Annotated in this window: 21 protein-coding genes; 14 read left to right on the top strand and 7 right to left on the bottom strand. The window is 63.3% G+C overall.

Annotation, left to right across the window (positions count from 1 at the left end; all coding sequences use genetic code 11):
- Positions 1–1,287, top strand: a complete 1,287-nt coding sequence (locus AB4Z46_RS25415; protein WP_442286327.1) for a hypothetical protein — start codon at positions 1–3, stop codon at positions 1,285–1,287.
- A gap of 147 nt (positions 1,288–1,434) precedes the next feature.
- The gene (locus tag AB4Z46_RS25420) at positions 1,435–1,839 is read left to right on the top strand and encodes a DUF3224 domain-containing protein (RefSeq protein WP_442286328.1); all 405 of its coding nucleotides are present in this window, start codon (positions 1,435–1,437) and stop codon (positions 1,837–1,839) included.
- 54 nt (positions 1,840–1,893) lie between these two features.
- On the opposite strand, the gene AB4Z46_RS25425 is transcribed toward AB4Z46_RS25420, so the two are convergent.
- Positions 1,894–2,634, bottom strand: coding sequence for a hypothetical protein (locus tag AB4Z46_RS25425; protein WP_442286329.1), 741 nt, complete (start codon positions 2,632–2,634; stop codon positions 1,894–1,896).
- Positions 2,635–2,815: 181 nt separating this feature from the next.
- Positions 2,816–4,258 (bottom strand): DUF1254 domain-containing protein, encoded by a 1,443-nt coding sequence (locus tag AB4Z46_RS25430; RefSeq protein ID WP_442286330.1) that lies wholly within the window; start codon positions 4,256–4,258, stop codon positions 2,816–2,818.
- A gap of 444 nt (positions 4,259–4,702) precedes the next feature.
- On the opposite strand from AB4Z46_RS25430, the gene AB4Z46_RS25435 reads away from it, so the two are divergent.
- The 12 genes from AB4Z46_RS25435 (at position 4,703) to AB4Z46_RS25490 (ending at position 17,826) form a co-directional block, all read left to right on the top strand.
- Positions 4,703–5,611 carry a LysR family transcriptional regulator gene (locus AB4Z46_RS25435; RefSeq protein WP_442286331.1) on the top strand — a complete coding sequence of 303 codons (909 nt, stop codon included), beginning with the start codon at positions 4,703–4,705 and terminating at the stop codon, positions 5,609–5,611.
- Positions 5,612–5,624: 13 nt separating this feature from the next.
- Entirely contained in the window at positions 5,625–6,596 is a 972-nt protein-coding gene (locus AB4Z46_RS25440) for a Bug family tripartite tricarboxylate transporter substrate binding protein (RefSeq protein ID WP_442286332.1), read from the top strand.
- Positions 6,593–7,486: a metallophosphoesterase family protein gene (locus AB4Z46_RS25445; protein WP_442286333.1), complete on the top strand. Its 894-nt coding sequence runs from the start codon at positions 6,593–6,595 to the stop codon at positions 7,484–7,486. The genes AB4Z46_RS25440 and AB4Z46_RS25445 overlap by 4 nt, the downstream gene beginning before the upstream one ends.
- A 14-nt stretch (positions 7,487–7,500) precedes the next feature.
- Positions 7,501–8,262, top strand: coding sequence for a tyrosine-protein phosphatase (locus tag AB4Z46_RS25450; protein ID WP_442286334.1), 762 nt, complete (start codon positions 7,501–7,503; stop codon positions 8,260–8,262).
- A 143-nt stretch (positions 8,263–8,405) separates the two neighbouring features.
- The gene (locus AB4Z46_RS25455; RefSeq protein WP_442286335.1) at positions 8,406–9,443 is read left to right on the top strand and encodes a cyclase family protein; all 1,038 of its coding nucleotides are present in this window, start codon (positions 8,406–8,408) and stop codon (positions 9,441–9,443) included.
- A gap of 24 nt (positions 9,444–9,467) precedes the next feature.
- The gene (locus tag AB4Z46_RS25460) at positions 9,468–10,451 is read left to right on the top strand and encodes a Bug family tripartite tricarboxylate transporter substrate binding protein (RefSeq protein ID WP_442286336.1); all 984 of its coding nucleotides are present in this window, start codon (positions 9,468–9,470) and stop codon (positions 10,449–10,451) included.
- Positions 10,448–11,620 carry an acyl-CoA dehydrogenase family protein gene (locus AB4Z46_RS25465; protein WP_442286337.1) on the top strand — a complete coding sequence of 391 codons (1,173 nt, stop codon included), beginning with the start codon at positions 10,448–10,450 and terminating at the stop codon, positions 11,618–11,620. Before AB4Z46_RS25460 ends, AB4Z46_RS25465 begins: the two co-directional genes overlap by 4 nt.
- A 4-nt stretch (positions 11,621–11,624) precedes the next feature.
- Complete coding sequence (locus AB4Z46_RS25470; RefSeq protein ID WP_442286338.1) at positions 11,625–12,950, top strand: phenylacetate--CoA ligase family protein; 1,326 nt, start codon at positions 11,625–11,627, stop codon at positions 12,948–12,950.
- A 13-nt stretch (positions 12,951–12,963) separates the two neighbouring features.
- Positions 12,964–13,683 carry an SDR family NAD(P)-dependent oxidoreductase gene (locus AB4Z46_RS25475; protein ID WP_442286339.1) on the top strand — a complete coding sequence of 240 codons (720 nt, stop codon included), beginning with the start codon at positions 12,964–12,966 and terminating at the stop codon, positions 13,681–13,683.
- A gap of 38 nt (positions 13,684–13,721) precedes the next feature.
- The gene (locus AB4Z46_RS25480; protein ID WP_442286340.1) at positions 13,722–14,477 is read left to right on the top strand and encodes an enoyl-CoA hydratase; all 756 of its coding nucleotides are present in this window, start codon (positions 13,722–13,724) and stop codon (positions 14,475–14,477) included.
- 43 nt (positions 14,478–14,520) lie between these two features.
- Complete coding sequence (locus AB4Z46_RS25485) at positions 14,521–16,635, top strand: 3-hydroxyacyl-CoA dehydrogenase NAD-binding domain-containing protein (RefSeq protein ID WP_442286341.1); 2,115 nt, start codon at positions 14,521–14,523, stop codon at positions 16,633–16,635.
- Positions 16,636–16,644: 9 nt separating this feature from the next.
- Positions 16,645–17,826 carry an acetyl-CoA C-acyltransferase gene (locus tag AB4Z46_RS25490; RefSeq protein WP_442286342.1) on the top strand — a complete coding sequence of 394 codons (1,182 nt, stop codon included), beginning with the start codon at positions 16,645–16,647 and terminating at the stop codon, positions 17,824–17,826.
- 30 nt (positions 17,827–17,856) lie between these two features.
- Here the strand turns inward: AB4Z46_RS25490 and AB4Z46_RS25495 are convergent, their stop codons facing one another.
- The 5 genes from AB4Z46_RS25495 to AB4Z46_RS25515 form a co-directional block, all read right to left on the bottom strand.
- The gene (locus tag AB4Z46_RS25495; RefSeq protein ID WP_442286343.1) at positions 17,857–18,672 is read right to left on the bottom strand and encodes a hypothetical protein; all 816 of its coding nucleotides are present in this window, start codon (positions 18,670–18,672) and stop codon (positions 17,857–17,859) included.
- Between the two features lie 43 nt (positions 18,673–18,715).
- On the bottom strand, positions 18,716–19,546 hold the full coding sequence (locus tag AB4Z46_RS25500; protein WP_442286344.1) for an acid phosphatase: 831 nt from the start codon (positions 19,544–19,546) through the stop codon (positions 18,716–18,718).
- An 82-nt stretch (positions 19,547–19,628) separates the two neighbouring features.
- Positions 19,629–20,390: an SDR family NAD(P)-dependent oxidoreductase gene (locus AB4Z46_RS25505; RefSeq protein WP_442286345.1), complete on the bottom strand. Its 762-nt coding sequence runs from the start codon at positions 20,388–20,390 to the stop codon at positions 19,629–19,631.
- Positions 20,387–21,949: a class I adenylate-forming enzyme family protein gene (locus AB4Z46_RS25510; protein ID WP_442286346.1), complete on the bottom strand. Its 1,563-nt coding sequence runs from the start codon at positions 21,947–21,949 to the stop codon at positions 20,387–20,389. The genes AB4Z46_RS25505 and AB4Z46_RS25510 overlap by 4 nt, the downstream gene beginning before the upstream one ends.
- Before the next feature lie 32 nt (positions 21,950–21,981).
- Positions 21,982–23,769: an acyl-CoA dehydrogenase gene (locus AB4Z46_RS25515; protein ID WP_442286347.1), complete on the bottom strand. Its 1,788-nt coding sequence runs from the start codon at positions 23,767–23,769 to the stop codon at positions 21,982–21,984.
- Positions 23,770–23,885 lie beyond the last annotated feature (116 nt).

Consider the following 23,885-nt stretch of genomic DNA (forward strand, 5'->3'; position numbering starts at 1 on the left):
ATGACCAACGAACTTCTCGACAAACCCCGGTTTGCGGCGCCATGCCGCCGCGTGGGAGCGGGCGCGCCGCACCAACATTTCTTCGGCTACTACAACAAGAGCGCCTGGGACCGCAGCGGGCGCTACCTGCTGGCGCAGCAAGTGCCCTGGATGGACGCCGAACTCACGCCGGCAACCACCGCGCGCATCGGCTACTTCGACCTGCAGGACAACGATCGCTTCCATGAGGTGGACGACACCACGGCCTGGAACTGGCAGATGGGCAGCCAACTGCAGTGGCTGGACGGGGCGCCAGGGCGCCAACTGATCTACAACAGCCGCACGGGCGATGCCGGCGCGTTCTACGCCGGCTTCGGGGCCACGATCCTCGACGTCGACACCGGTGCCAGGCGCGTTCTGCCCATGCCGGTCTACGTGGTGGCGCCCGACAGCCGCTACGCGTTGAGCGTGGACTATCGGCGTCTCTACGTCACGCACAGAACCATCGGCTACAGCGAGGCGAACGGCCCCTTCGAGCTGCCGCTTGCGCCAGCCGACGACGGCATCCACGCGACCGACCTGAACACCGGGACGGCGCGTTTGATCGTCAGCTACCAGGACCTTCGCCAGTTCCACTCCCGCAAGTCGATGGACAAGGCGATCCATTGGGTGAGCCATATCGAGATCAACCCGTCGTCTTCTCGCGTGCTGTTCCTGCACCGGTGGACCGAGCGGGTCGAGGACGAAACCTGCTTCCTGCACCGGCTCATCACGATGAATCCTGACGGCTCCGACCTGCGCCTGCTGGAGTGCTCGGACCACCCGCTGCCGCAGCTCGCGGAAGACTTCGACCCCAGGGCCGTCGGCACCTTCGACTACGAAAAATCCGAGTACCAGATATCGCATCCGCTGTGGCAGGACGACGACCACATCATCGTCTGGAGCCCGCACGGCGGAAAGATTCGCTACCACCTGTACCACGACCGCGCCGGCGGGGCGGTCAGGGTGATAGGCGAAGGCGTTCTCGTGGAGAACGGCCACATGACCTTCTCGCCGGTGAACAAGCGCTGGCTGCTGAGCGACACCTACCCCGATGCGCAAACGCACGAGCGCGTGCTGTTCCTGTTCGACATGGAAACCGGCCGGCGCCACGACCTGGGCAGCTTCTACGCCACGCCCGACCTGGGCAAGGAGAACCGGTGCGATCTGCATCCGCGATGGCGCCGCGACGGCCGGCAGGTCTGCATCGACTCCGTGCACGAGTCGCAGCGCCAGATCTACATCGTCGACGTGTCCGGAATCGTGTGAGGCGGAGAAACTGAAGAAGAGGGCGGCCGCGAACGAGATCACACTACCATCTTGCGTACGAGGCTGCGGCCCGAAGCCGCCCTCGCCACTCTCGTCCACCTTCTCTCGCTTTCGCCGCGGTTGGGCCCGCGCGCTCAAGGAATGTCCATGACCCATATTGCCAAAGGCACGTTCGTCGTCTCACTCCAACCCCTGCCGTTCGAAGGCGAGGACGCCGAGCCGAAGCTGCTGGGTCGGCTGTCCATCAACAAGCGGATCTCCGGTGATCTCGAAGCAACCACCCAGGGGCAAATGCTGAGCGCCGGGACGAGCATCAAGGGTTCGGCCGGCTACGTGGCCATGGAGAGGGTCACCGGAGTTCTGGCGGCAAGACGCGGCTCATTCGTGCTGCAGCACACCGGCACCATGCGTCGCGGCGTCCCTTCTCTCTCGGTGACCGTCGTTCCAGACTCCGGCACGGAAGATCTGACCGGTATCGAGGGCGAGTTCAGGATCAACATCGCCGAGGGCACGCACTTCTACGAGTTTGCCTATCGCCTGCCCGGCAACTGAAAGCGTCATCGGGAGGGCGAGCGATCCGTCGATGGCCTGGTGGAAGACTCCCTGCTAGAAGGAGTGCAGCAGCTTCATCGCCGTGCCATAGTTTCCGAGTTGATAGACAGATGCTCCTGCAGGGGAGAACGTGAAGGTTTCATACGGCTCTGCGAGCATGGCGTCCCAAAAGGCGATGGTGCCGATGCCGACCGTCACGTGCGGCGTGTAGCGGTCGCCTGCCCGCTCACGAGCAAAGTTTGCGACGTATGGAATGAGCGGAGCGACGATGTCGGGGTCCTCGGGCGTCGTGACGAACGCGGCAGCGCTGCCTGTTGGCGCGGTGAACGGCGTGATCGCATCAATCAATTTCCGCTGCAGCCTCAGCAAATCCTTCGTCGGTGTCACATTGATGGTGCCGAGGCCAATGGGCCCGAGAGGGAGGTAGCTGTACTTGACCGCGTCCAGCTTCCAACGGGTGGGGCTCTCAGTGGCAAACACCTTCCCGGCGGCTGCGTAGACTTTGTCGAGCTCTGTGGTGTTGACGTACGCCTGCACCACGGTGATGTGCGGGGCGTGCGTGCCACCCAAGGTGTAGCCCTTGGGGTAGTTCGTCCGAAGCCGGGCATTGGCGGCCTGAGCGCGCTGGAGCATCGTCGCATCCGGTTCAAGCAGGATGTCGATCGCCGTGACGCTGCTTTGCCCTGTGGCCGCAGTCGCCTGCTGCGCCGTAGCCATTCCCGTCTGTGTGGCCACAGCACACACCAGCATTGCCCAACGGAACAGACTCTTCAGGGTCTGCGCGCGAAATTTCATGGATTTATCCTCTTTGCCAATTGATCGTGTTGGTGATCGGCGCAGTGCGCCCGCACCACGCCTACCTCCTTGCCAACCGCATGAAGGGATGCGCGACACAGGGCGTTGAATCGGAAGATTCGCATCGGGCCGCTGGCCAGGTGGGCGCCAACCGACGCCCCCTGGAACACAGCCTAGGAACTTACGCCGGCTTTGCAGTGGCCACGATCATGGGTGGCTTCCAGGTCCCGCTCCCCGCCGGCAGCACGGAAGGCGGCGTCTCCTTCGGCCAGTACAGCCGCATGGCGGCATAGATGGGGCCATTGGGCGCCGGCAGCCAGTTCGCTTCCTTGGCCTTGCCGGGCGATTCGTGCTGCAGGTACATCGTGACCGAACCGTCCGCGTTCTTCTTCATCTGCCGCAGCATCGGCGAATTGATCAGATAGCGGTTGATCGGGTTCTCGATCAGCAACTGGGTCTTGCCGTCGTACATCGTGACGGACCAGAACGAATTGACGGGCGGCAACTGATCCGCGGCGAAGGTGATCGTGTAGTTGGACTTGCTGCCGTCCAGCGCCTGGCCGCGGTTGTCGTTCAGTGCCACCGGATAGGTCGCCTCGACCGCGTCGTTGCCATAGATGCCGACCTTGGCGGCAGCGGCGCGCAGCACGTAGTTGCCGTTGTAGAAGGCGCGATTGCCCTGGGCCGAGCCGACCATCCAGCCGTTGACGTTCTGGCCGACGCTCTTGGACATCTTGTCGATCTGCTCGAAGCCGTCCTTGATGCCCTGGCCGACCGCAGCCTTGTGTTCTTCGTCGAGCTGGCTGAAGTCGAACTTCTTGCCTGGGCCGATGCCGATGCTCGCGAAGCGCGCGCGCATGTCCTTCTCTACCGGCACCTCGGGCGTGAACTTCATCAGGAAGTCGAGATAGCTCGCGAAGCCGGTCTTGAGCGCATCTTCGTTCCAGGCCGGGAACTGGATGTCGGGGGCGGCCGGTGGTGGGGTCTGCTTGAGGAAGGCCGACAACGGTTCGACCTTGTAGCCCGCCTGCACCTTCTTGACGTTGGGCATGTCGGCCGCATCGAACAACTGGGTGCGGTAGATCGCGAGCATGAACTGCGTCTCGGACGGAAACACCTTCCTGATGCCGGCCGGCGTCGCGCCCTTCCACGACGGGCCCGTCACCATGAAGCAGCCGGCGGCGCTGCCGGTCGCGCGGCTGCCGATGTAGCCGACGTTGTGCGTGTACATGTCCGCGAGTTGCACCGAGTAGTAGCGCTTCTTGTCCACCGCGGGCACACACATGACCATCGGCTCGGCGCGCAGGTCGAGCATGACCATCGAATACGGCGTGTCGCTGTTCGGCGTGACGATGGCCGTGTCCTTGTAGGTGAAGACGCGCGCTTCGTTGTTGAGCTTGTTGAAGGGCGCCTTGTACTGGGAGGAGCTCTTGTCGATGTTGTACTGGTACATCGCCTTGTAGCCGGCGATCATCGGGAAGGCATACACATACGCCTCCTGGGCAATCTTGCGTGTCTCCGCGATCCCCGGAGCGCCAATCCCTTGAGCGCTGTCCGACTTGGCAGCCTGGGCGACGGGTTCGGTCTTGACCGCGCAGCCCGCAGCGAGTGCCGCCACGGACACGCCAAAAATCAATCCTCGGAAGCCTCGAACGGGTCTGGTTGAAACGAGCGTATCCATCAATGCCTTTGAAAGTGAGTTGGGGGCGAACGATTGATCGTCCCCGCACGAGGGTATCGTCTTCTCACTTCGTCGCAGGATCAGGACATGGGTCCTTCCGAAATACGACGCCGCGAGCTTCCTCCTGCGCACCGCGCATTCTGACGAGATCTTGCGCCTGCCATGTTCATATTCGAGGCGGCCGTCTCTGCATAGGGGGCACATCGCAGGAGCCACCGGATCTCGAACGCATGTTCAGGTTCTGCCCCGGTTCCCAGCATGAGGGCGCACTCCATGCGGGGCGCCAATAGTGACCATGAAGGAACTACATGGTTTGTGCATGTCGAATTTTCGCGTGCGGTGGCTACTATCACAACAGAAACGAAGCTAGGTCCTATGCAAGAACCCATGGCCCATATCAGCGGCATCGACCTCAATCTGCTCGTGGTGCTGAACGCCATCTATTCCGAGGGCAGCATCACCAAGGCCGGCGAGACCTTGCATCTCACGCAGTCCGCGATGAGCCACGCGCTGTCACGCCTGCGCGAGTTGCTGGATGACCCGCTCTTCGTGCGCGTAGGACATCGCATGACGCCGACGTCGCGAACCAATGAAATCATCGCGCCCGTGCGCCGCGCGCTCATCGAGATCGAGGGCGCATTCAAGAAGTTGAACACGTTCGACCCGCAAGAATCGGCGCGCGAGTTTCGTATCGGCCTGCGCAACATCGTCGAGTCCACGACCATTCCGAGTCTGGCCGCACGCGTCGCGGAAGTGGCCCCCGCAGTGAAGCTCACTTCGGTGCGCTACGACCGCGAGAGCTCGCACGGCATGCTGGCCTCGGGTGGATTGGACATCGTGATCGATGTGCTGCAGCCCAAGGCCGAGGGCATCCGACACCGCCTCCTGATGGCCACCACGATGGTCGTGGTGGTGCGCCGGGGGCATCCGGAGGTCACCAACGGCATCGACCTGCCGACCTATCTGGAACTGGACCACGTGCAGGCCTCATCGCGCCACAGTGACCCCGGCGTCGAAGATCTCGCCCTGCATCGCCTTGGTCATGAGCGCCGCGTCAAGCTGCGCTGCCAGAACTTTTCCACTGCCTGTGAAGTCGTGGCGCGCACCGACATGATCCTCACCATGTACGAGCGCCATGCGCAGGCGCTGAATGCACCGTTGGCGAATCGGATATTTCCTCTTCCCTACGAGATGCCCTCGCGTGAGCTGTATCTCTACTGGCATGCCAGCGCCGAGTGTGAGCCGGCCAACAGGTGGCTGCGCGACCAGGTCGCAGCCGTCTATCAAATCTTCTAAAAAAAGGAATTCCATGAAACGACGGGACATCGCAGCCGCCTTGGCACTGGCCGCCACATTGGGCCGAGCCTGGGGCGGGAACGACCCCTACCCCAATCGCCCGATCCGGATGGTGGTGGGCACGGCCGCCGGCTCGGGCACCGACATCCTGGCCCGGGTGCTTGCCGAAAAGCTCGGCCGCCTGCTCGGCCAGACGGTCATCGTGGACAACAAACCCGGCTCCAACGGGATCCTGGCCAACGGCGATGTGGCCGCCAGCAAACCCGATGGCTACACACTGCTGCTTTGCGGCTTCTCCTCCATGGTGGCGAATCCGTGGTTCTACAAGAAGCTGCCTTATCGGCCACTTGCGGATTTCGCACCGATCGCACAGATCGGTGCAGGCGGCAACCTGCTGCTCGTGAATCCGCGTCTGCCGATACAGGACGTGCACGATCTGGTGGAGTGGGCACGCGCGCAGAAAGCGACGCCGCTCTACGCCACCTGGGGCGTCGGCTCCAGCGCCCATGCGGCCATGGAGCAGCTGATGCATACCAGCGGCGTGAAGTTCGAGCACGTGGTCTACAAGTCCATTCCGCAGCTATTGCAGGATCTCGTGGGTGGGCAGATCGACATCGGCTGGGCCGACCCGATGTCACCCCTGCCCCTCATCAATCAGGGCAGCGTGCGTGCACTGGCCGTCGCGTCCACGGCCCGCGCCCCGCGCCTGCCGAATGTCCCGACGCTGCTGGAACAGAAGATTCCCATGAACCTCGACGGCTGGTACGGTCTTTTCGTGCGGCATGGCACACAGGTCGCCATCATCATGCGCCTGCATGAACTGGTCGCTCAGATCTCACGCGAAGCAGAGTTCATCGCGCGGCTGCATGCACTCAACGTGAACGTCTCCCAGCCAGGCACGCCAGAGCAGTTCACGGCGCTCATGAAAAACGAGACGCAGCGCTGGGGCGAACTGGCGCGCCAAATGGGGGTGGAACCGCAATGAGCAAGACTGCACTACAGAGTCGTGCTGCCGGCTTCAGCATTGCGCACATCACCGATACCCATCTGGGCGCGCAACACCGCGACTTCGAGCCCAACTTCCTCGCGCTGACCGATGAGATCAATCGCGTTGCGCCTGACCTCATCATCAACACAGGCGACGTGACGGTGAATGGCACGGAAGAGGATGCCGACCATCAACGTGCGTACGAGCTCCATCAGCGCCTCACGCCAGCGTGGCGCGTGCTGCCCGGCAATCACGACATCGGCGACAACCCGCGGGTGCCCGGCGAGGTCCTGAACAAGCCCGTGACCGCGCAGCGCCGGGATCGCTATTGCGCCGTCTGGGGGGCGGACTTCTGGGGAACCGATGCAGGCGAGTTTCGGCTGATCGGACTGAACGCCCAATTGTGCGGCAGCGACCTCGCCGAGGAAGCCGATCAATGGGACTTCTTGGCCCAGGAGGTCCGGGCACTCAAAGACCGCCCCCTTGCGCTGTTTCTGCACAAACCCCTGTTCCTCGCGCACCCCGACGAGCCGGAGCCCACGCATCGCTATGTTCCGCTTGCGCCGCGAAGACGTCTGCTCGACTTGGTGAGCGCTGCACGCCTGCGCCTCGTGGCTACGGGGCATGTGCACCAACATCGAATGATGCAGGTCGGGTCCGTCCTGCATGCCTGGGGACCGTCCAGCGCCTTTGTGATGCCCCAAGGCTTCCAGCCGACGATTGGCAACAAGCAGATTGGCTACAACCTGTACCACCTCGACGGTGACCGCGTGACCGCTCAGGTCTGCACACCGAGCATTCTGGCCCAGAACGACATCATCGATTTTCCGGCGCCCTATGGGTCGGTGCGGGACATCATTGCGGGCCGCGCAACCTATCGCCCTTGATTCAAAGCGGAACCATGACGAATGTGAATACCGGCGCGCCTGCACGCCACCTCGCCCTGGCGGGCGCGCCGAACTTCAGGGATCTGGGTGGCTATGTCACCGCGAGCGGCAAGCACTTGCGATGGCGCCAGATTTTCCGCACCAACGCGTTGGGCTCTGATCTCCCGGCGCACGAACAATCCGTGCTGCGCGAGATTGGCCTGGGCACCGTCTGCGATCTGCGCGGCGTTGCGGAGCGCGAGCACCGGCCGACGCAGCTCGCTGGCGTGCGCGTACTGCATCTGCCCATCGAACCTTCGATAGTTGCGCGACTGCAAGACGCGTATGCCGAAGGCCAAACGCCTACGGCAGACTTCGCGCGCGAAGCCATGATGCAGAGTTACCGCAACCTCGTCCTGCGCTGGTCACCTGTACTACGCGAAATGTTCCAGGTCCTCTTGGCCACAGAACACCCGCTGGCCTTCCATTGCACCGCTGGCAAGGACCGCACGGGTCTCGTGGCTGCACTCATTCTGAGCGCGCTCGACGTGCCGCGCGCCACGGTACTGCAAGACTATCTGCTCTCGCAGCAGTACTGGAGGGAAACGCCGCGCGCAATTCCGGGGATTCCGGCGGAAGTGTTTCAGGTAGTCAACGGTGTCGATGCCGAATTTCTGTGCGCGGCGTTTGACGTGATTGATACCGTGTACGGCGGTATGGCGCCGTACCTTCAGATGCAACTCGGCTTGGGCGCTGCGGAGTGCAACGCGCTGAGGCGACGCTATCTCGAAAGCTAGGCCACTGAATCGGAAGGGTTGGCCACACCCGTGAGGAGGCGCTTCGATATCGCGCTTTCCTATGCGTCCTATCCTGAAACGGCATTGGTCCTCGTGAAGGGACTTCTTTAGCATCGGTCTCCGGCAACATGAATGGAAGCACGATGGTCAGAGAGCACGGTACGTCGGCCCGCTGGAGGCGAAGGCCCGAAGGCGCGAACTGGGGTGAGTTTGGTCCGGACGACCAGTTGGGGCGCATGAACCTGGTCACTGCAGAGGCTCGCATGGAGGGAATCCGCGAGGTTCGGACAGGAAGGGTATTCAATCTCAGTCTTCCCTTGGACTATCCAGGCGGCAACGTTCTGCATCCGCAGCGCGGCGCGCCGCTGTTCAGCTTCGCGCAAAGGGGCGAAGGGTTCAACTACAACTATCGGCTCAGTGCCAGCTGCCCCTGCTTCACGGATGTCGTTTGCGACGAAGCGGTGACCCTGTTCACCCAGTACTCATCGCAGTGGGATGGCCTCGCCCACTATGGTTCCATGTTCGACGCGGACGGCACGGGCGAGAAAGTGCCGGTTTACTACAACGGCTACCGCGGGGGCGTCGACATCGTTGGCCCCGGCGAGCGGTCCCATGATCTCGGGGCCTCCCGACTGGGAATCGAAAACATGTCTCGCACCGGCGTCCAGGCGCGAGGCGTGATCGTCGATCTGAAACGCATCTACGGCGAGCAGCGAGTTTCCGTCGGATATGACGCCCTGATGCGTGCCATCGAGTCGCAAAAAGTCGAGTTTGGTACGGCAGACATCCTCTGCATCTATACCGGCTTCGCGGATCTGCTCATGGAAATGAATCGGGTGCCGGACAAGGAGCGTCTGGAAAACGCTTGCGCCGTGCTTGATGGGCGCGACGTGAAACTGCTGAACTGGATTTCCGACAGCAAGCTGACGGCACTCTGCGCGGACAACCTGGCGGTCGAGGGTTACCCGGCGCGTCCGGGTGAGGGCGATGCATTCCCCGCACTGCCGTTGCATGAGCACTGCCTGTTCAAGCTGGGCATTCATCTCGGCGAGCTGTGGTACTTCAGGCAGCTTGTCGAAGCACTTCGTGTCGACGGGCGCTCCGCCTTCCTGCTTACCGCGCCACCGCTCAACCTGCCGCGGGCAGCGGGTTCGCCCGCCACACCGGTGGCAAGCATCTAGCAACAAAATCAAGGAGACATTTCAATGAAGCGACGAACATTCGCCGCCGGGGCTTCCATTGCCTGCGCCTCGCCGCTGCTGGCCCTCGCACAAGCGACCGACTATCCCGTGCGGCCTGTCAAGGTGGTCGTACCTTTCCCTGCCGGCGGTGCGACAGACGTGCTGGCGCGCATCGTCTGCCAAGGATTGCAGGAGAGGCTCGGGCAGAGCTTCGTGCTGGAAAACCGGGACGGAGCGGCAACGATGATCGGTGCCGGCGCTGTCGCCCAATCGAGACCGGACGGCCATGTCCTGCTGTTCACGACGCCGACCACGTTCGCGCTGAACCCCTTCGTGTTCTCGAAGGTGAACTACAAGCTGGAGGACTTCGAACCCGTCGGTGCCGTGACCAGCGTGGACTACGCCTTCGTCGTGCGAAATGATTTCCCGGCGAAGAACTTTGCCGAGTTCGTCGACTACGCCAGGAAGAACCCTGGCAGGATCAACCATGCGACCACGGGCGAAGGAACCTTGGCGCACCTGACGGCTGCGCGGATCGCAAAACGCCTTGGCCTGGACATCACCTTCATCCACTATCGCGGATCTGCTCCTGCCACGACGGCGCTCATGTCGGGAGAGGTCGATAGCAATGTTGAAAGCGTCAGCGTGGCTGTCAGCAACGTGGCCGCCAAACGCTACCGGGCCATCGCCGTCATGGAAAGGAGCTTCGAGGGCCTGCCTGGCGCGCCGTCGATCACAGAGCTCGGCTACCCGGACCTGGCCGGCGGCAGTTGGTTCTCCATGTTCGCTCCCGCCAAGACGCCTGCCGCAACCATTGCGAAGCTCAACGGCGCGCTCAACGATCTGCTGAGATCGCCGAGCTTCGTTCAGCGCATCGAGGAAATGGGGATGCGTTCGTTGCCCGGAACGCCGGCCGATCTGCTGGCGCGGACGATTCGCGATCGCGATACCTGGGGCACCCTGATGTCGCAATTGCGGATCGGCAACTTTGCCGGAGGCCCGAAATGATTGTCTGGGAGCCTCCACTTGATCAGAGCGAAAAGGTATGGGTCGCCATTGCGAAGCACTCGTCGGAGTCCCGTTTCGGACCGGCGGCAGCACAGCATGACCAAATGCAGACCTATCCCCATGCGCATGTCGACGCGTTGGCGCGGACGGGACTGTCTGCGATGTTTGTGCCCAAAGCGTATGGGGGAGGCGGTGCCTCGCTGAAAGCAACCATCGCCGCCATCGAAGTCATCGCGGCCCACTGCGCTTCGACTGCCGCCATCATGGGCGTCTATCAGCTCGGCGCGTTCCCCATCCTGCTCGCGGGTACCGAAGCGCAGAAGTCACGCTACCTGGCGGAGCTGGCCGCCGGCCGGGCCACCAGCTTTGCACTGTCCGAGCGCGTGGCCGGATCGGATGCCAGCAGCCTCCGCACGACCGCCACGCCGGAGGGGGGCGGATGGCGCCTGCGTGGCGAGAAGTACTGGATCGGCAATGGCGGCGTGTCGCACTACTACATCGTGTTCGCGCGAATGGAAGGACAGGCCGCCGGCGGCATCACGCCGTTCATCGTGGAGGCCGGCCAGCCCGGCGTGGCCGTGACCGAGGTGGTCGACAAGATGGGCTTGCGCGCGACACAGACCTCCAATCTGGTGCTCGATACCTGGGTGCCCGAGTCCGCCGTGGTCGGCTCGCCAGGAAAAGGGCTGAGGCTCGCCTCGCAGACACTCAATGTCGGCCGCCTCACGGTTTCCGCACAGGCGACCGGCATCGCGCTCACCGGATACCGCGAGGCTTGCGCCCACGCGGTCGAGCGGGTTGCATTCGGCAGTCCCATCATCGATTTCCAGGGTACAGGCTTCAAGCTCGCGGACGCCGCAACGCAGCTCAGTGCGTCCCGCATGATGCTCTATGCCGCGGCCGAGGCGTACGACCGGCGCGAGCCCATCGAGCAACTGGCTGCCATGACCAAGCTCCTCTGTTCGGAGGTCTCGCATCAAGTCGTCGATCATGCGGTACAGATCTGGGGGGCGCTCGGCTACTGCAAGCCGAACGTGGTGGAACGCCTCTATCGCGACCAGCGGATCATCGAGATCTATGAGGGGTCCTCCGAGATTCAGCGAATGATGCTGACCCGGATGATCAAGAAAAGTACCGAGGCGCATCTGTCGCAGCGCCAGGAAAGCTGAAATCATGAGCATTGAAAGACCCCACTCGGAATTGATCTGGGATGCGGTGGAGCTGATGTCTCGCGAGCAGCTTGAGAAAAATCAGCTGAAGCTGCTCCGGACACAGTTGACGTATGTGCAAGGCAACAGCGCCCACTACGCGAAGGTGTTTCGGGATGCCGGATTTCGAGCCGATGACCTCGGCACGCTGGACGACATCCGCAAGCTGCCGCTCACGAGGAAATCCGACTACGTGGCGTCCCTGGAGAACCAGGCGCCATTCGGAACGATGTGCGCAGCGCCTCGTGACACCTTGGTCCGTGTGCATTTCTCTTCCGGAACGACTGGCAAGCCGACGCCGGTGTACTGGACCCGGAATGACGTGAACCAGTGGGCCGATCTGTACGCGCGGTACTTCTATGCCCAAGGAATGCGTGCAGGCGACATCTTCCAGTGCATGTACAACTACGCGTGGTTTGTCGCGGGCCTGGGTGCCACCTATGGGGCAGAGCGCATCGGGGCGTTGGTCATTCCTGCGTCCGCCGGCGACACGCATCGCCAGATCACCACGATGCAGGAATTCGGCTCGCAGATCCTGGTTGGAACGCCTTCCTTTCTCGCCTATCTCGCGCAGACCGCTCAAGAGGAAGGCATCGATCCGCGAAGTCTCAAGGTCAGGGCACTGGCGACGGGCGGCGAGCCTGGCGCCTCTATTCCAGCAACCCGGCGGCGTCTCGAGCAGCTGTGGAATGCAGACATGTTCGACTGCTATGGCGCCCTTGAATGCCAGCCCATCGCCTGGGAGACCGCCTGCAAGGAAGGGCCGGTACTGGCCGACGATTTCATCTATTCCGAAGTGCTGGACCCCGACACCGAGCAGCCTGTGGAAGATGGAACACCGGGTGTGCTGGTGGTCACGCACCTGCGCAAGGAGGCTTCACCGCTGGTGCGCTGGTGGACTGGAGACATCGTCATTCGCGACAGTTCGCCGGCAAGCGACGGCCGCACCCATGCCCGTCTGAAGGGCGGCGTGATTGGCCGTGCGGACGACATGCTGATCGTGCGCGGCGTCAACGTCTTTCCGTCGGCGATCGAGAACGTTGTCCGCATGATTCCCGGCGCGGGCGGCGAGTACCTGGTGGACCTGGTACGCAGTCCGCGAGGCGCACAGCATGGATTCCTGGAAGGATTGCTGCTTCAGATCGAGTCCGACACGAAGGACCCGCAAGGGTTTGCGGACGCTGCTTCCAGGTTGCTGAGAGAGCAACTCAAGGTGCGCTTCCTCATTGAAGTGGTTCCGCACGGCAGTCTGCCGCGGTTCACCCACAAGGCCAAGCGCGTTCTGAGATAGAGAGGGGAAAGAGATGAATGGCGAGTGGGTATTGGTGACGGGAGCTTCCAAGGGCATCGGCCTTGCGGTCGCTCAAAAATGTGCCGAGGAAGGGTATCGGTGCATCGGGATGGCGCGGTCGGTCCCAAGTGACGACACGGCCTTTGCCGAGTTCCTTTCGGTGGACCTCGGCGATCCGGCCGAGACGGCCAAGGCCCTGAAGAAGGCGCTCGAGGGTCGAACAGTGACCCGGCTCGTGAACAACATGGGATTCACGCACTCCAGCGCACTGGAAGATGTCCAGTTCAGCGACCTCGACCGGCTGGTCAACCTGAATCTGCGCACCACGATACAAATGACCCAGGCAGTGCTGCCGGCCATGCGAGCGGCAGGCTTCGGAAGGGTGGTCAACATCTCCAGCAGGGCCGCCCTGGGCAAGGCCCAGCGGACCGTCTACTCGGCGGTGAAAGCCGGTGTCCATGGACTGACGCGCAGCTGGGCGCTCGAACTGGCACCTTGCATCACGGTGAATTGCGTCGCACCGGGCCCTATCGAGACCGAGATGTTCAAAAGCGTCAACGCGGATGTTTCAGTGGCAACGCAAAAGATCCTTGACGCGCTGCCAGCCCGGAGGTGGGGGCAGGCGCGCGAGGTGGCGCACTCGGTGGTTCACTTCCTCCACCAGGATGCGGGGTTCACGACTGGACAGATTCTCAAGGTGTGCGGTGGAATCACCGTCGGGCAGGCGGCATGAAATCAATACCTGATCATGCCCCCCCTGGTGCAGCCACGGTGGAGGTGGACGCGCTGGGTATCGCGACTGTCACCATCGATGGCGGCGGGCCGCTCAACATCGTCAGCAGCGGCCTGGCGCAGGCCCTTGCGGCCACACTTCGCGGGCTGGCCTCGCGCGCGGATGTTCGACTGGTGGTCATTCGTGGTTCGGGCCAGAAGACCTTTGTGGGCGGAGCCGATATCAGGGAGCTTGCAGCCCTCGACCCCGCAGCGGCGCGAGAGTTCATCGGTGCGCTGCATTCGATGTGCGAGGCCGCGCGCGATCTTCCGGTTCCCAGCATCTGCGCATTGAGGGGCTGGTGCATCGGCGTGGGCCTGGAACTGGCGGCCTCCTGCGACATTCGCATTGCCGAGGACACGGCCCGGTTCGTCATGCCGGAGGTACGGATCGGCATTCCATCCGTGATCCAGGGCGCTTTGCTGTCCAGGCTCATCGGCGAGGGGCGTGCCCGATGGATGATGCTGACGGGCGAGGCGATCGATGCGGTCAAGGCGGAAAGCTGGGGGCTTGTGACGGAAGTCGTGGCCCCCGATCAGCTGGAATCGGTTGTCCGCAGGAGCGCCGCTTCGCTGGCGGAACTCTCACCCTCTGCGATGAGGGCTCAGAAGCAGGTGCTGCGCACCACGGAGGCTCCGCATCTTGACGCGGCGATGAAGCACAGCATCGAGATATTCGGCGCGGCCTACGAATCGGATGAGCCCGGGAAGCTGATGAACGACTTCCTGACCAAGAAGCGCGGCAGCTCCCACTGACGCCCCGGCGTTCCGCCGCAGATCCATCCCACGAAGTCGCACGATGAACGAGTCATCCACACCACGCGTTCTGCACGAACACGCAGATCGGAAAATTCTTGTCCTCACGATCGACAATCCTCCGGTCAATGCGCTGTCCAACGCGATCCGGCGCGAGTTGTTCGAGCGCATTCAGGCTGCGATCGACAATCCCGAAGTGCGGGCCATCGTCCTCCAAGGCAATGGAAGATGCTTCAGCGCCGGCGCCGAGATCCGCGAGTTCGGCAAGATCAGGGACAAGCCCTGGACTGGCGAGGTTGCGCGCCTCATTGAAACATCTCCCAAGCCCGTGGTGAGCGCGCTTCATGGCACGGTCCTCGGCGGCGGACTTGAACTGGCCCTGGGAAGTCACTACCGGATATGCACGCGCAGTTCGACGTTCGGGCTGCCGGAGGTCCGGCTCGGCCTGCTGCCGGGTGGCGGTGGAACGCAGCGTCTTCCACGTCTTGTCGGCGCCGCAAACGCCCTCGGCTTGATGCTTCAGGGCGACCAAGTCGACAGCGAAAGAGCGATGGGCATGGGTCTGGTCGATGAGGTCGTCGAGGCGTCGGACTTGCTGGCCTGCGCCCAGAGGCAGGCGGCGGCACTTGCCGCCTCCGGATCGCCTCCCAGACGCACATGCGATGCGGCAGGCCTTGCGAAACGGGAGGAAAGCTTGTCGGAGGTCGACAAGGTCTTTGATGCCTTCGCATCGAAAGCGCGGGGACTGGTCGCGCCGCGGTTGATCGCCGAAGCGGTGCGCCAGGCGATTCATGGCCCTTTCTGTCAGAACCTGCGATTCGAAGCGGAGGTGTTCCACCAGTGCTTGTCCAGTCCGCAGCGCGAGGGACTGATCCACATCTTCCTCGCGGAGCGACGCGCTGCGCGGTCTCCCGTGCTGGCGCGGCCGCGCGACATTGCAAGCGTGGGCGTGATAGGCGGGGGAACGATGGGTTCCGGAATTGCCGTTTCGTTGCTCGACGCCGGCTACCAGGTGGTCATGGTCGAAACAAATGCCGCGGCGGTCCAGGTAGGACTGTCCCGCGTTGCCGGCACCTATGACCGACTAGTGAAGTCGGGCCGCATGACTGCCGATCGGCGCGACGCCGCGATGTGCCGTATTCGCGGGACCACGCAGTACGCCGCGCTTGCGGAGGTCGATCTCGTGATCGAGGCCGCGTTCGAGGACATGGACGTGAAGAAGAAGATCTTTACGCAGCTCGACGACGTCTGCAGGGAAGGAGCCATCCTTGCTACGAATACGTCCTATCTCGACATCAACGACATCGCGGCATCGACAAGGCGGCCGCAGGACGTGATAGGCCTGCATTTCTTTTCGCCGGCCAACATCATGAAGCTGCTGGAGATCGTTGTGCCGGACAAGGTCGCCGACGATGTGGTGGCCACCGGCTTCGAGCTCGCGCGTGCATTGAAGAAGGCGCCGGTCAGGGCAGGCGTGTGTGACGGCTTCATCGGCAACCGCATTCTTTACGTCTACCGGGAAGCCGCAAGCTTCCTGATGGAGGATGGCGCTTCTCCGTACGAGATCGACAGGGCACTGGAGGCGTTCGGCTTCGCCATGGGCCCCTTCAGGACGGCCGACCTGACGGGCGGCGACATCGGCTGGGCAACACGGAAGAGAAAGGCTGCAACCCGGGATCCGCGCGCCCGCTATGTGCGGGTGGCCGACAGGATCTGCGAAAAGGGCTGGTTTGGGCAGAAGGCCGGCCGGGGCTACTACAACTACGCGAATGGATCGCGTCAAGGACAGCCCGACGACGAGGTCATGGCGATCGTGGAAGCCGAACGCAGGGAACACGGCGTGGTGGCCCGGATCTTCTCTTCGGAGGAGATCGTCGAGCGATACGTCTTCGCCCTGATCAACGAGGCGGCAAAGGTGCTGGAGGATGGGATCGCTCTGCGGCCCTCCGACATCGACGTGGCGATGGTGAACGGGTATGGCTTCCCTCGCTGGAGGGGTGGTCCCATGAAGTACGCCGATGCCATCGGGGTTTCTCGTCTTGTGGCGGCGTTGCGCGAGTACGCGAAGGAGGACGCCATGTTCTGGGAACCTGCTTCCTTGCTCGTGCAGCTGATGGAGACCGGAAAGAACTTCGAATCGCTGAATGAAACCCGTTGAAAGAGTCGCATGAGAGAAGCCGTTTTCGTATCTACAGCCAGAACCCCGATCACCAAGGCCGGACGCGGCGAGTTCAACGCCACGCAAGGGCCGACCCTGGCCTCCTTTGCGATTCGTGCGGCGGTCGACCGGGCTGGCATTGATCCCCTTCTGATCGAAGACGTCGTGCTGGGCTGTGGCTATCCGGAGGGCACGACCGGGAGGAATGTCGCGCGACAGGCGCTGCTGCGCGCGGGATTGCCGCGCGAAATAGCCGGCGTCACGGTCAACCGCTTCTGCGCATCCGGCCTGCAGGCCGTGGCGGATGCGGCGGCCCGGATCATCGTGAACGGCAGTGCCGCCGCGATCGCGGGCGGTGTGGAAAGCTGTTCGCTCTTGAAGAGCCGCGACGACCCCGGAGGTGTCGACGGATGGATCCAGAAGAACATGCCTGACGTCTATCTTCCGATGATCTCTACAGCGGACATTGTGGCGAAGCGGTATGGCATCAGCCGCGATGACCAGGACGCATTCGCGCTTCGAAGCCAGCAACTCACGGCGGCCGCGCAGGCGGCCGGTGTCTACCGTGAGGAGATCGTGGCAACCCGCACGCACATGGAGGTGGTCGACAAGGAAAGCGGAGCCACGGAGATGCGCGAGGTGACCGTCGGCGAAGACAACTGCAATCGCCCGTCGACCACCATGGAGGCGCTCTCCAGGCTGGACCCCGTGATGGGACCGGGAAACTTCGTCACGGCAGGCAATGCTTCGCAGTTGGCCGACGGGGCCTCAGCCTGCGTTCTCATGGACGCGAAGCTCGCCGAGCGCGCCAACATTGCGCCGCTCGGCGCCTTTCGCGGGATGGCCGTGGCCGGATGTGCACCCGATGAAATGGGCATAGGCCCCGTCTTCGCCGTACCCAAGCTCCTTCGGCGCCATGGCCTGACGGTCGACGACATCGACCTTTGGGAACTCAACGAGGCCTTTGCGTCCCAGGCGCTCCATTGTCAGCGGCAGCTTGGGATTCCGCTTGAGCGCATGAATGTCAATGGGGGATCCATTGCGATGGGCCACCCTTTCGGCGTCAGCGGCGCCAGGCTGGCCGGCCATCTGCTTCTCGAAGGGAGGCGCCGCCGCGCGCGCTGGGCGGTGGTCACGATGTGCGTGAGCGGCGGAATGGGCGCCGCAGGGCTGATAGAGATCTTCAACTAGGCCAGGTGCGACCCCGGATCGCCACATCGGTCAGAAACGAACGACCAAGCCCAGCAGCGGCCCCTTCTGCGTGATGTCGTAGATGAATCCGTTCTGTCTGTAATTGACTCCCAGCGCACGGTAGCCCGCAAGCACGGAATAGCCGCGGTCGATGTTGTATCCGATGGCCGCCATGGCATCCCAGTCTGCTCTGGCCTGTCCGGCACCGACCACACTCCAGCCTGTCAGATAAAACTTCTCGGACAGAAAGTACTGCCCGCGCAAGCCCACGACAGCATTCACCCACGTCGCGCTGTCCTTGCTCCTGGTCGAATTCAGGGCCCCACCCGTGAACGCGACTGACGAACTGGCATTCCATACGCGCACGCCGGCCAGCGCATCCAGACGGTTTTCTCCGCTGCTGGAGATGGTGTAGCCCGCACCCAAGAGTCCGGCAAATGCCTTCGCAGTGATCGTGGCGGCGTCGTCTATCGCTGGATGCCGACCGGAGATTTTCTTTTCCAGTTTGGTAAAGATGATGTCGCTGAAAAGACTGATCTTTCCTCTCCGCGCTTCGGCGATCCCCATGAACGAAAAGTCGACGTCTTTGACAAGCCGATCGAAACTGGAACGCATGGGATAGGGACCCACGCCATTGGCACCGGTCTCGCCCGACATGCCAGCGGCCCAGATATAAGGGCTGACGCTGATGCGCCATGTCTGAGCGTCCCCATCGAAGGCGACGGTATCCGTTGCGTGCGCCGTGGCGCCAAGCATCGAGGCGGCGACCAGCGCGCCGGCCAGTCTGTTGGAAAATATCACGTGGGTACCGAGTTTGGTGTTGGCGACTCTTGCGAGCCCGTACATCGGGAGCGGTCCTGCCCAGGCAGGGCCGTCTCTCGTGACGTTGCTATTTCAGGCCGAGCGCTGCGGCTTCGGCGTTGCAGTCGCCTTCCGGCTTCAGGCCGGCTTTTTGCGCCTTCTCCACCTCTACCCTGGCGGCGGAAAGCATCTTTCGAAACTCCGCGTCCGCATGGAGCCTCGCGAACGTCACCGCCCCCATCTCCTTGCCGTTGTCCACATCACTCTGCCAATGGGCGTTGCAGACGACCCGGCTTTGCCCGAAATCGCGCGCGCGCTGCAGGAGCGGATCCGTACGCGATGGGTTGATTTCCACCAGTGCCATGGCCCAGGCCCAGCCTGCCGCCGTATGTCCCGATGGGTACGAACCGTCGCCGCGAAGAATGGCTTCATCGGCCGGCGTGCACGTTCCCTCCTGATGCACGACGAACGGGCGCACCCGCTTGTAGTGGTTCTTCGCGCCGTAGGTGGACAAGCCCGCGTCGGTGAGTAGCTTCTGCATGAGTTGATAGACATTCGGCGTCTTCGTTGCGTCGATAGGGATTCCCATCGCGCAGGAGAAATTCTTCGCCGGCTGAGGAAATGCCAGATCGGCATCGAGCGCTGCGACGTTCCAACGCTCGGTCTTGCGCAGCGGCAAGGTGGCGGACCTTGCCTCTTCGTCGCGGGCGAGCGACGCCGTGTTCGGCAACGGCGGCGGCGGCAGCAAATTGAGGCTGTCAGGCAGTTCTTTGGGGGCAAGGAAGCCCGGCGCGAGTTTGAAATGCGGGTCGGTCGGCTTGCTGGCAGGTTGGGCGGACGACGTACTGGCAAACAGCAGCGAGGTCACGATGGCAACGGATGGCCAGCAGGAAAGATGCAAAGAGCGGCTGATCGACATTCAAGTTCTCCAATAGATCGTGGCAAGGAAAGGGTGATGTTCGAGACCTTCAAGTCTCTTCGTTGACAGGGACCGGGATGGGCTAAACGATCACCGCGCCGCCGTCGGCGACGAGCGTCTGGCCGGTCACGAAAGCGGCCGCCGGCGAAGCAAGGAAGGCGATCGCGCCGGCAATCTCCGCCGGCTGGCCAAGACGCCGCAGCGGCAGCTTCTTCTGCGTGAATGCCTGAATCTCGGGGTCTGCGATCAGCATCCCGGCCATCTTGGTTTCGATCAGGCCCGGCGCGATGCAGTTGACGCGGATGCCCTCCGGCCCCCATTCGACGGCGAGGTCGCGGGCCAGTTGCATGTCGCCGGCCTTGGACAACCCATAGGCGCCGATCGTCGAGGATCCCTGAAGGCCCGCGATGGACGAGACGATGACGATGGAGCCGCTTTTCTTGGCCTGCATGCCAGGGCGAACGAGGTTGGCCAGCCAGAGATTGCTCAGTACGTTGTTGCGCACGATCTTGAGGAGCATTTCGTCCTCGATCTCCGCCAACGGACCGTAGTACGGGTTGGTGGCCGCATTGCAGACCAGGATGTCGATGGCGCCGAACCGTTCCTGGACTTGCGCCACCATCGCACGCAGTTCGTCGGACTGCGAGATGCTGGCCTGGCAGGCAAAGGCCTCGCCGCCTCGCGCCTTGATTCCGTCGACGACCTCTTCGCAGGCGTCCAGCCTGCGGCTGGAGACGCAGACCTTGGCCCCCAACAGCGCCAGATGCTCGGCGGTTGCGCGGCCGATGCCCCGGCTGGCACCCGTCACAACGGCGACCTTTCCGGTCAGATCGAAAAGGTTCATGCGTGGATATCCTTGGAAGTGGAAAGGGGGAGTTCGGCCAGAGCGCCTTGTTCCCTGATCAGGTGCTTCTGCAATTTGCCCGAAGGCGTGCGCGGCAGCGCATCGACGACGACGTACTCGCGGGGGATCTTGTAGCGAGCCAGCTTGTCGGCCAGGAAGCTCTTGAGAATGTCGGCGCTCGGTCGTCGACCGGCTCGAGGAACAACGACGGCCACGACGGTTTCGCCCCATTCCGGATGCGGTCGCCCGATGACGGCCACGTCGGCGAGGTCGGGGTGGGGCGACAACGCGTCCTCGACTTCCTTCGAATAGACGTTCTCGCCTCCCGTGGTGATCAGATCCTTGAGCCGATCCACCACGTAGTAGTAGCCGTCGTCGTCCACTCGGGCCAGGTCTCCGCTGCGATACCAGCCGTCGGATGTGTAGACGTCCGATGTGGCCTGGGGATCATCCAGGTAGCCGAGCATGCAGGCCTCGCTGCGCAGCTGGATCTCGCCGACCTGGCCTGCGGGCGTCGCGCTGCCATCGCTGGCGACCACCCGCACCTGCACGCCCGGCAGGCTGGAGCGGCCGATCGACCCCGCCTTTCGCAGCGCGTCTTCCGGGAACAGCGCGGTACCGAGAGGGCCCATCTCGGTCATGCCGTAGACCTGCATGAACTGCGTGCTCCGATAGCGTTCCATGAGCCGCCTGGCCATGTCCTCGCCCAGCGGCCCGCCGCCGTAGATCCACAATCGCATGGAGTTCAGGTCGTAGCTGTCGAAGTCGGGCAATTCGGGCGGGGCCAGCAGTGCGATCGGTGCGCCGAAGGTCAGCGTGATGCGGTGGTCTGCAATGGATTCCAGGAATCCCCTGGGCGTGTACTCGTGCAGGAAGACCAGGGTGCCGCCCATCAGCAGCGTGCCGAAAGTCCAGTTGTTGAGCGGTGCGGCGTGCCAGACCGGCATCGCGATGAGCATCCGGTCGTTGTGCGTGATCGACAAGGCGGCCGAGCAGATCAGCGCGGTCGTGAAGACGTTGCGATGGCTGTGCAGGCACCCTTTGGGCCGACCGGTCGTGCCCGAGGTGTAGAGCACTTGCGCCAGCGAGTCGTCGCTGACCGGCGGAGGCATCTCGCGGGGCTCCGTGAGCCGCACCTGGGTGTCGAAGTGAACGAAGGCCGCATCCAGGGCGTCGAGGGCATCGCCAGTGCTCAGCATGCGCGCCGAGGTGTCGAGTCGTCGTGCCAGGTCGTTGAGCGCGCTGTCGAAGATGCAGATCCTCGCACCACTGTGGCTCAGGATGAATTCGACCTCCGGCTTCTGCAGCTTGTGGTTGACCGCGACGACGACCGCGCCCAGGCGCAGCGCACCCAGCACACCGATGAGAAAGTAGGGCGTGTTGAAGCACATGAGTGCCACGCGATCGCCTTGCCTCACGCCGTGATCGCGGAGCACCTGGGCGGCGCGGCGGCTGAGTGCCTGAATTTCGGAGTAGCTGAAGGACTGGTCACGGTAGTGCAGCAGCGTCTTCGTCGGCCAGCGCGAAGCGCTCTCGTCGAACATCGAGATCAGGTTCATGGGGGTGTTTCCGGTCGGTGCGGAGCAGGCGGCTAGAACAGGTCGGCGTCCAGCGCCATCACAGTATCGCAGCCCTGGTCGGCCACCAGAAGGTGGTGCTCGACCTCAGGAAAGAGATGCGCGAAGTAGAAGCGGGCGGTGACCATCTTGGCGGATTCGAAGGCGCCGGACTGTCCGGCTTCGATCTTGCGTTGCGCGATCGAGGCGATCTCGATCCACTGCCAGGCGAGTGCCAATACACCGAGGACTCGCAGGTAGCTGTGACCGGACGCGCCAATCTGATCGGGGTGCGATTCCGCCCGATTGAGAAGGCGCTGAGTCAGCGCGTCCAGACGCGAACACAGCGTGCGTGTCTGCGAAATCCATGGCCGCAGTACCGGGTGCATGTCGTTTTTCTCCAGTGTCCCTCGCACCATGTCCTGGAACTTTCGCAGCCTCGAACCTCGATCGCCCAGAATCTTGCGTCCGAGCAGGTCCTGGCCCTGGATGCCGTTCGCGCCCTCATAGATCTGACCGACACGCACGTCCCGGATGTACTGGTGGACCCCGCTGGCGTCGAGGTAGCCCCAGCCGCCCATGACTTGTTGTGCCAAGGTCGTGCTGGCGTAGCCGTTGTCGGTGGCGAACGCCTTGAGTACCGGCGTGAGCAGCGAGACGAGGTCGTCGGCTTCTTGACGAACCTGCGGACGGGGATGGGCCTTGGAGCGGTCGACCTGCAGCGCCAGCCAGTAGGCCAGTGCACGCGTGCCTTCCGTCCAGGCTTTCTGCGTCAGCAACATGCGGCGGACATCGGCATGGACGATCAACGGGTCCGCGGGCGACGAGGGGGCGGAGCCTTCGCCGGCCTTGCGCCCCTGCAGGCGAGTGCGAGCGTAGCCAAGCGCCAACTGGTACGCGGCTTCGGCCTGATTGAGGCCTTGCATGCCCGTGGCCAGGCGGGCGATGTTCATCATCACGAACATGGCTGCCAGGCCGTTGCCGGCCGTGTTCAGCAACTCGCCACGGGCGCCGTCCAGCTGCACCCAGCATGTCGGAGTTCCTCGGATTCCCATCTTGTCCTCGATGCCATCGCAGCGCACCGCGTTGCGGGTCGTCGTGCCGGGAAGATGCTTGGGAACGATGAACAGCGAAAGGCCTCGTGCCCCGGGGGGCGCGCCTTCGATCCTTGCCAGCACGAGGTGGACGATGTTGTCCGCCAAGTCGTGTTCGGCGGCCGTCACCATGCGCTTGAGACCGGTGAGACGATAGCTTCCGTCCGGCTGAGGGACGGCCTCCGTGCGCAGCAGCCCGACATCGGTTCCGGCCTCGCGTTCGGTGATGCACATGCTGCTGGTCCACTCGCCGCTGGCCAGGCGGGGAAGGTACATGGCCTGCTGGGCCGGTGTTCCGTTGGCCCGGATGCACTCATAGCCCCCGCGCGAGATGCTGTGGTACATCAGCCAGGAATGGTTCGCCGAGCCGAAGAGTTCCGTCACCAGATTGGTCAACACCGTCGGCAAGGCCTGGCCGCCATGCTCGACCGCTGCGCCCAGGCCGGCCCAGCCGCGGTGTCGGAACATGTCGTAGGCCGACTTGTAGCCAGGGGGCGTGGACACTTCGTCGCCGCGCCAGACGCACCCTACCCGGTCGCCGATGCGGTTGAGCGGCGCCAGCACCTCTTCCGCGAAGCGCGCGAGGTCGCGCATGAGCGCGTCGATGGCTTCGCGATCGAAGCCGCGGGCCAGGCCCAGTTCCTCGAGGCCGTCGTCGATGTGGAGGAGGTCGTTCAGAATGAAGCGAAGTTCCGGCAACGGTGCTTTGTAGGAGGAGAAGGGTTGCATGCAAGAATCACCAGAGCGCGGGTTTCGTGGACTGAAGAAGGCCTTGTCGCTTGCAGATCCCGGCCTCTTGAGTTGCCACCAAGTCTAGGAAACCAACCCGTGTGACATGTTCACTT

The organism is Variovorax sp. M-6 (assembly GCF_052114385.1).
GTDB lineage: Bacteria > Pseudomonadota > Gammaproteobacteria > Burkholderiales > Burkholderiaceae_C > Variovorax.

Bases quoted from the DNA above. Each gene is read 5' to 3' on its own strand.
- AB4Z46_RS25415 (WP_442286327.1), top strand. From the start codon at position 1: ATGACCAACGAACTTCTCGACAAACCCCGGTTTGCGGCGCCATGCCGC.
- AB4Z46_RS25420 (WP_442286328.1), top strand. From the start codon at position 1,435: ATGACCCATATTGCCAAAGGCACGTTCGTCGTCTCACTCCAACCCCTG.
- AB4Z46_RS25425 (WP_442286329.1), bottom strand. From the start codon at position 2,634: ATGAAATTTCGCGCGCAGACCCTGAAGAGTCTGTTCCGTTGGGCAATG.
- AB4Z46_RS25435 (WP_442286331.1), top strand. From the start codon at position 4,703: ATGGCCCATATCAGCGGCATCGACCTCAATCTGCTCGTGGTGCTGAAC.
- AB4Z46_RS25440 (WP_442286332.1), top strand. From the start codon at position 5,625: ATGAAACGACGGGACATCGCAGCCGCCTTGGCACTGGCCGCCACATTG.
- AB4Z46_RS25445 (WP_442286333.1), top strand. From the start codon at position 6,593: ATGAGCAAGACTGCACTACAGAGTCGTGCTGCCGGCTTCAGCATTGCG.
- AB4Z46_RS25450 (WP_442286334.1), top strand. From the start codon at position 7,501: ATGACGAATGTGAATACCGGCGCGCCTGCACGCCACCTCGCCCTGGCG.
- AB4Z46_RS25455 (WP_442286335.1), top strand. From the start codon at position 8,406: ATGGTCAGAGAGCACGGTACGTCGGCCCGCTGGAGGCGAAGGCCCGAA.
- AB4Z46_RS25460 (WP_442286336.1), top strand. From the start codon at position 9,468: ATGAAGCGACGAACATTCGCCGCCGGGGCTTCCATTGCCTGCGCCTCG.
- AB4Z46_RS25465 (WP_442286337.1), top strand. From the start codon at position 10,448: ATGATTGTCTGGGAGCCTCCACTTGATCAGAGCGAAAAGGTATGGGTC.
- AB4Z46_RS25470 (WP_442286338.1), top strand. From the start codon at position 11,625: ATGAGCATTGAAAGACCCCACTCGGAATTGATCTGGGATGCGGTGGAG.
- AB4Z46_RS25475 (WP_442286339.1), top strand. From the start codon at position 12,964: ATGAATGGCGAGTGGGTATTGGTGACGGGAGCTTCCAAGGGCATCGGC.
- AB4Z46_RS25485 (WP_442286341.1), top strand. From the start codon at position 14,521: ATGAACGAGTCATCCACACCACGCGTTCTGCACGAACACGCAGATCGG.
- AB4Z46_RS25490 (WP_442286342.1), top strand. From the start codon at position 16,645: ATGAGAGAAGCCGTTTTCGTATCTACAGCCAGAACCCCGATCACCAAG.
- AB4Z46_RS25495 (WP_442286343.1), bottom strand. From the start codon at position 18,672: ATGTACGGGCTCGCAAGAGTCGCCAACACCAAACTCGGTACCCACGTG.
- AB4Z46_RS25500 (WP_442286344.1), bottom strand. From the start codon at position 19,546: ATGTCGATCAGCCGCTCTTTGCATCTTTCCTGCTGGCCATCCGTTGCC.
- AB4Z46_RS25505 (WP_442286345.1), bottom strand. From the start codon at position 20,390: ATGAACCTTTTCGATCTGACCGGAAAGGTCGCCGTTGTGACGGGTGCC.
- AB4Z46_RS25510 (WP_442286346.1), bottom strand. From the start codon at position 21,949: ATGAACCTGATCTCGATGTTCGACGAGAGCGCTTCGCGCTGGCCGACG.
- AB4Z46_RS25515 (WP_442286347.1), bottom strand. From the start codon at position 23,769: ATGCAACCCTTCTCCTCCTACAAAGCACCGTTGCCGGAACTTCGCTTC.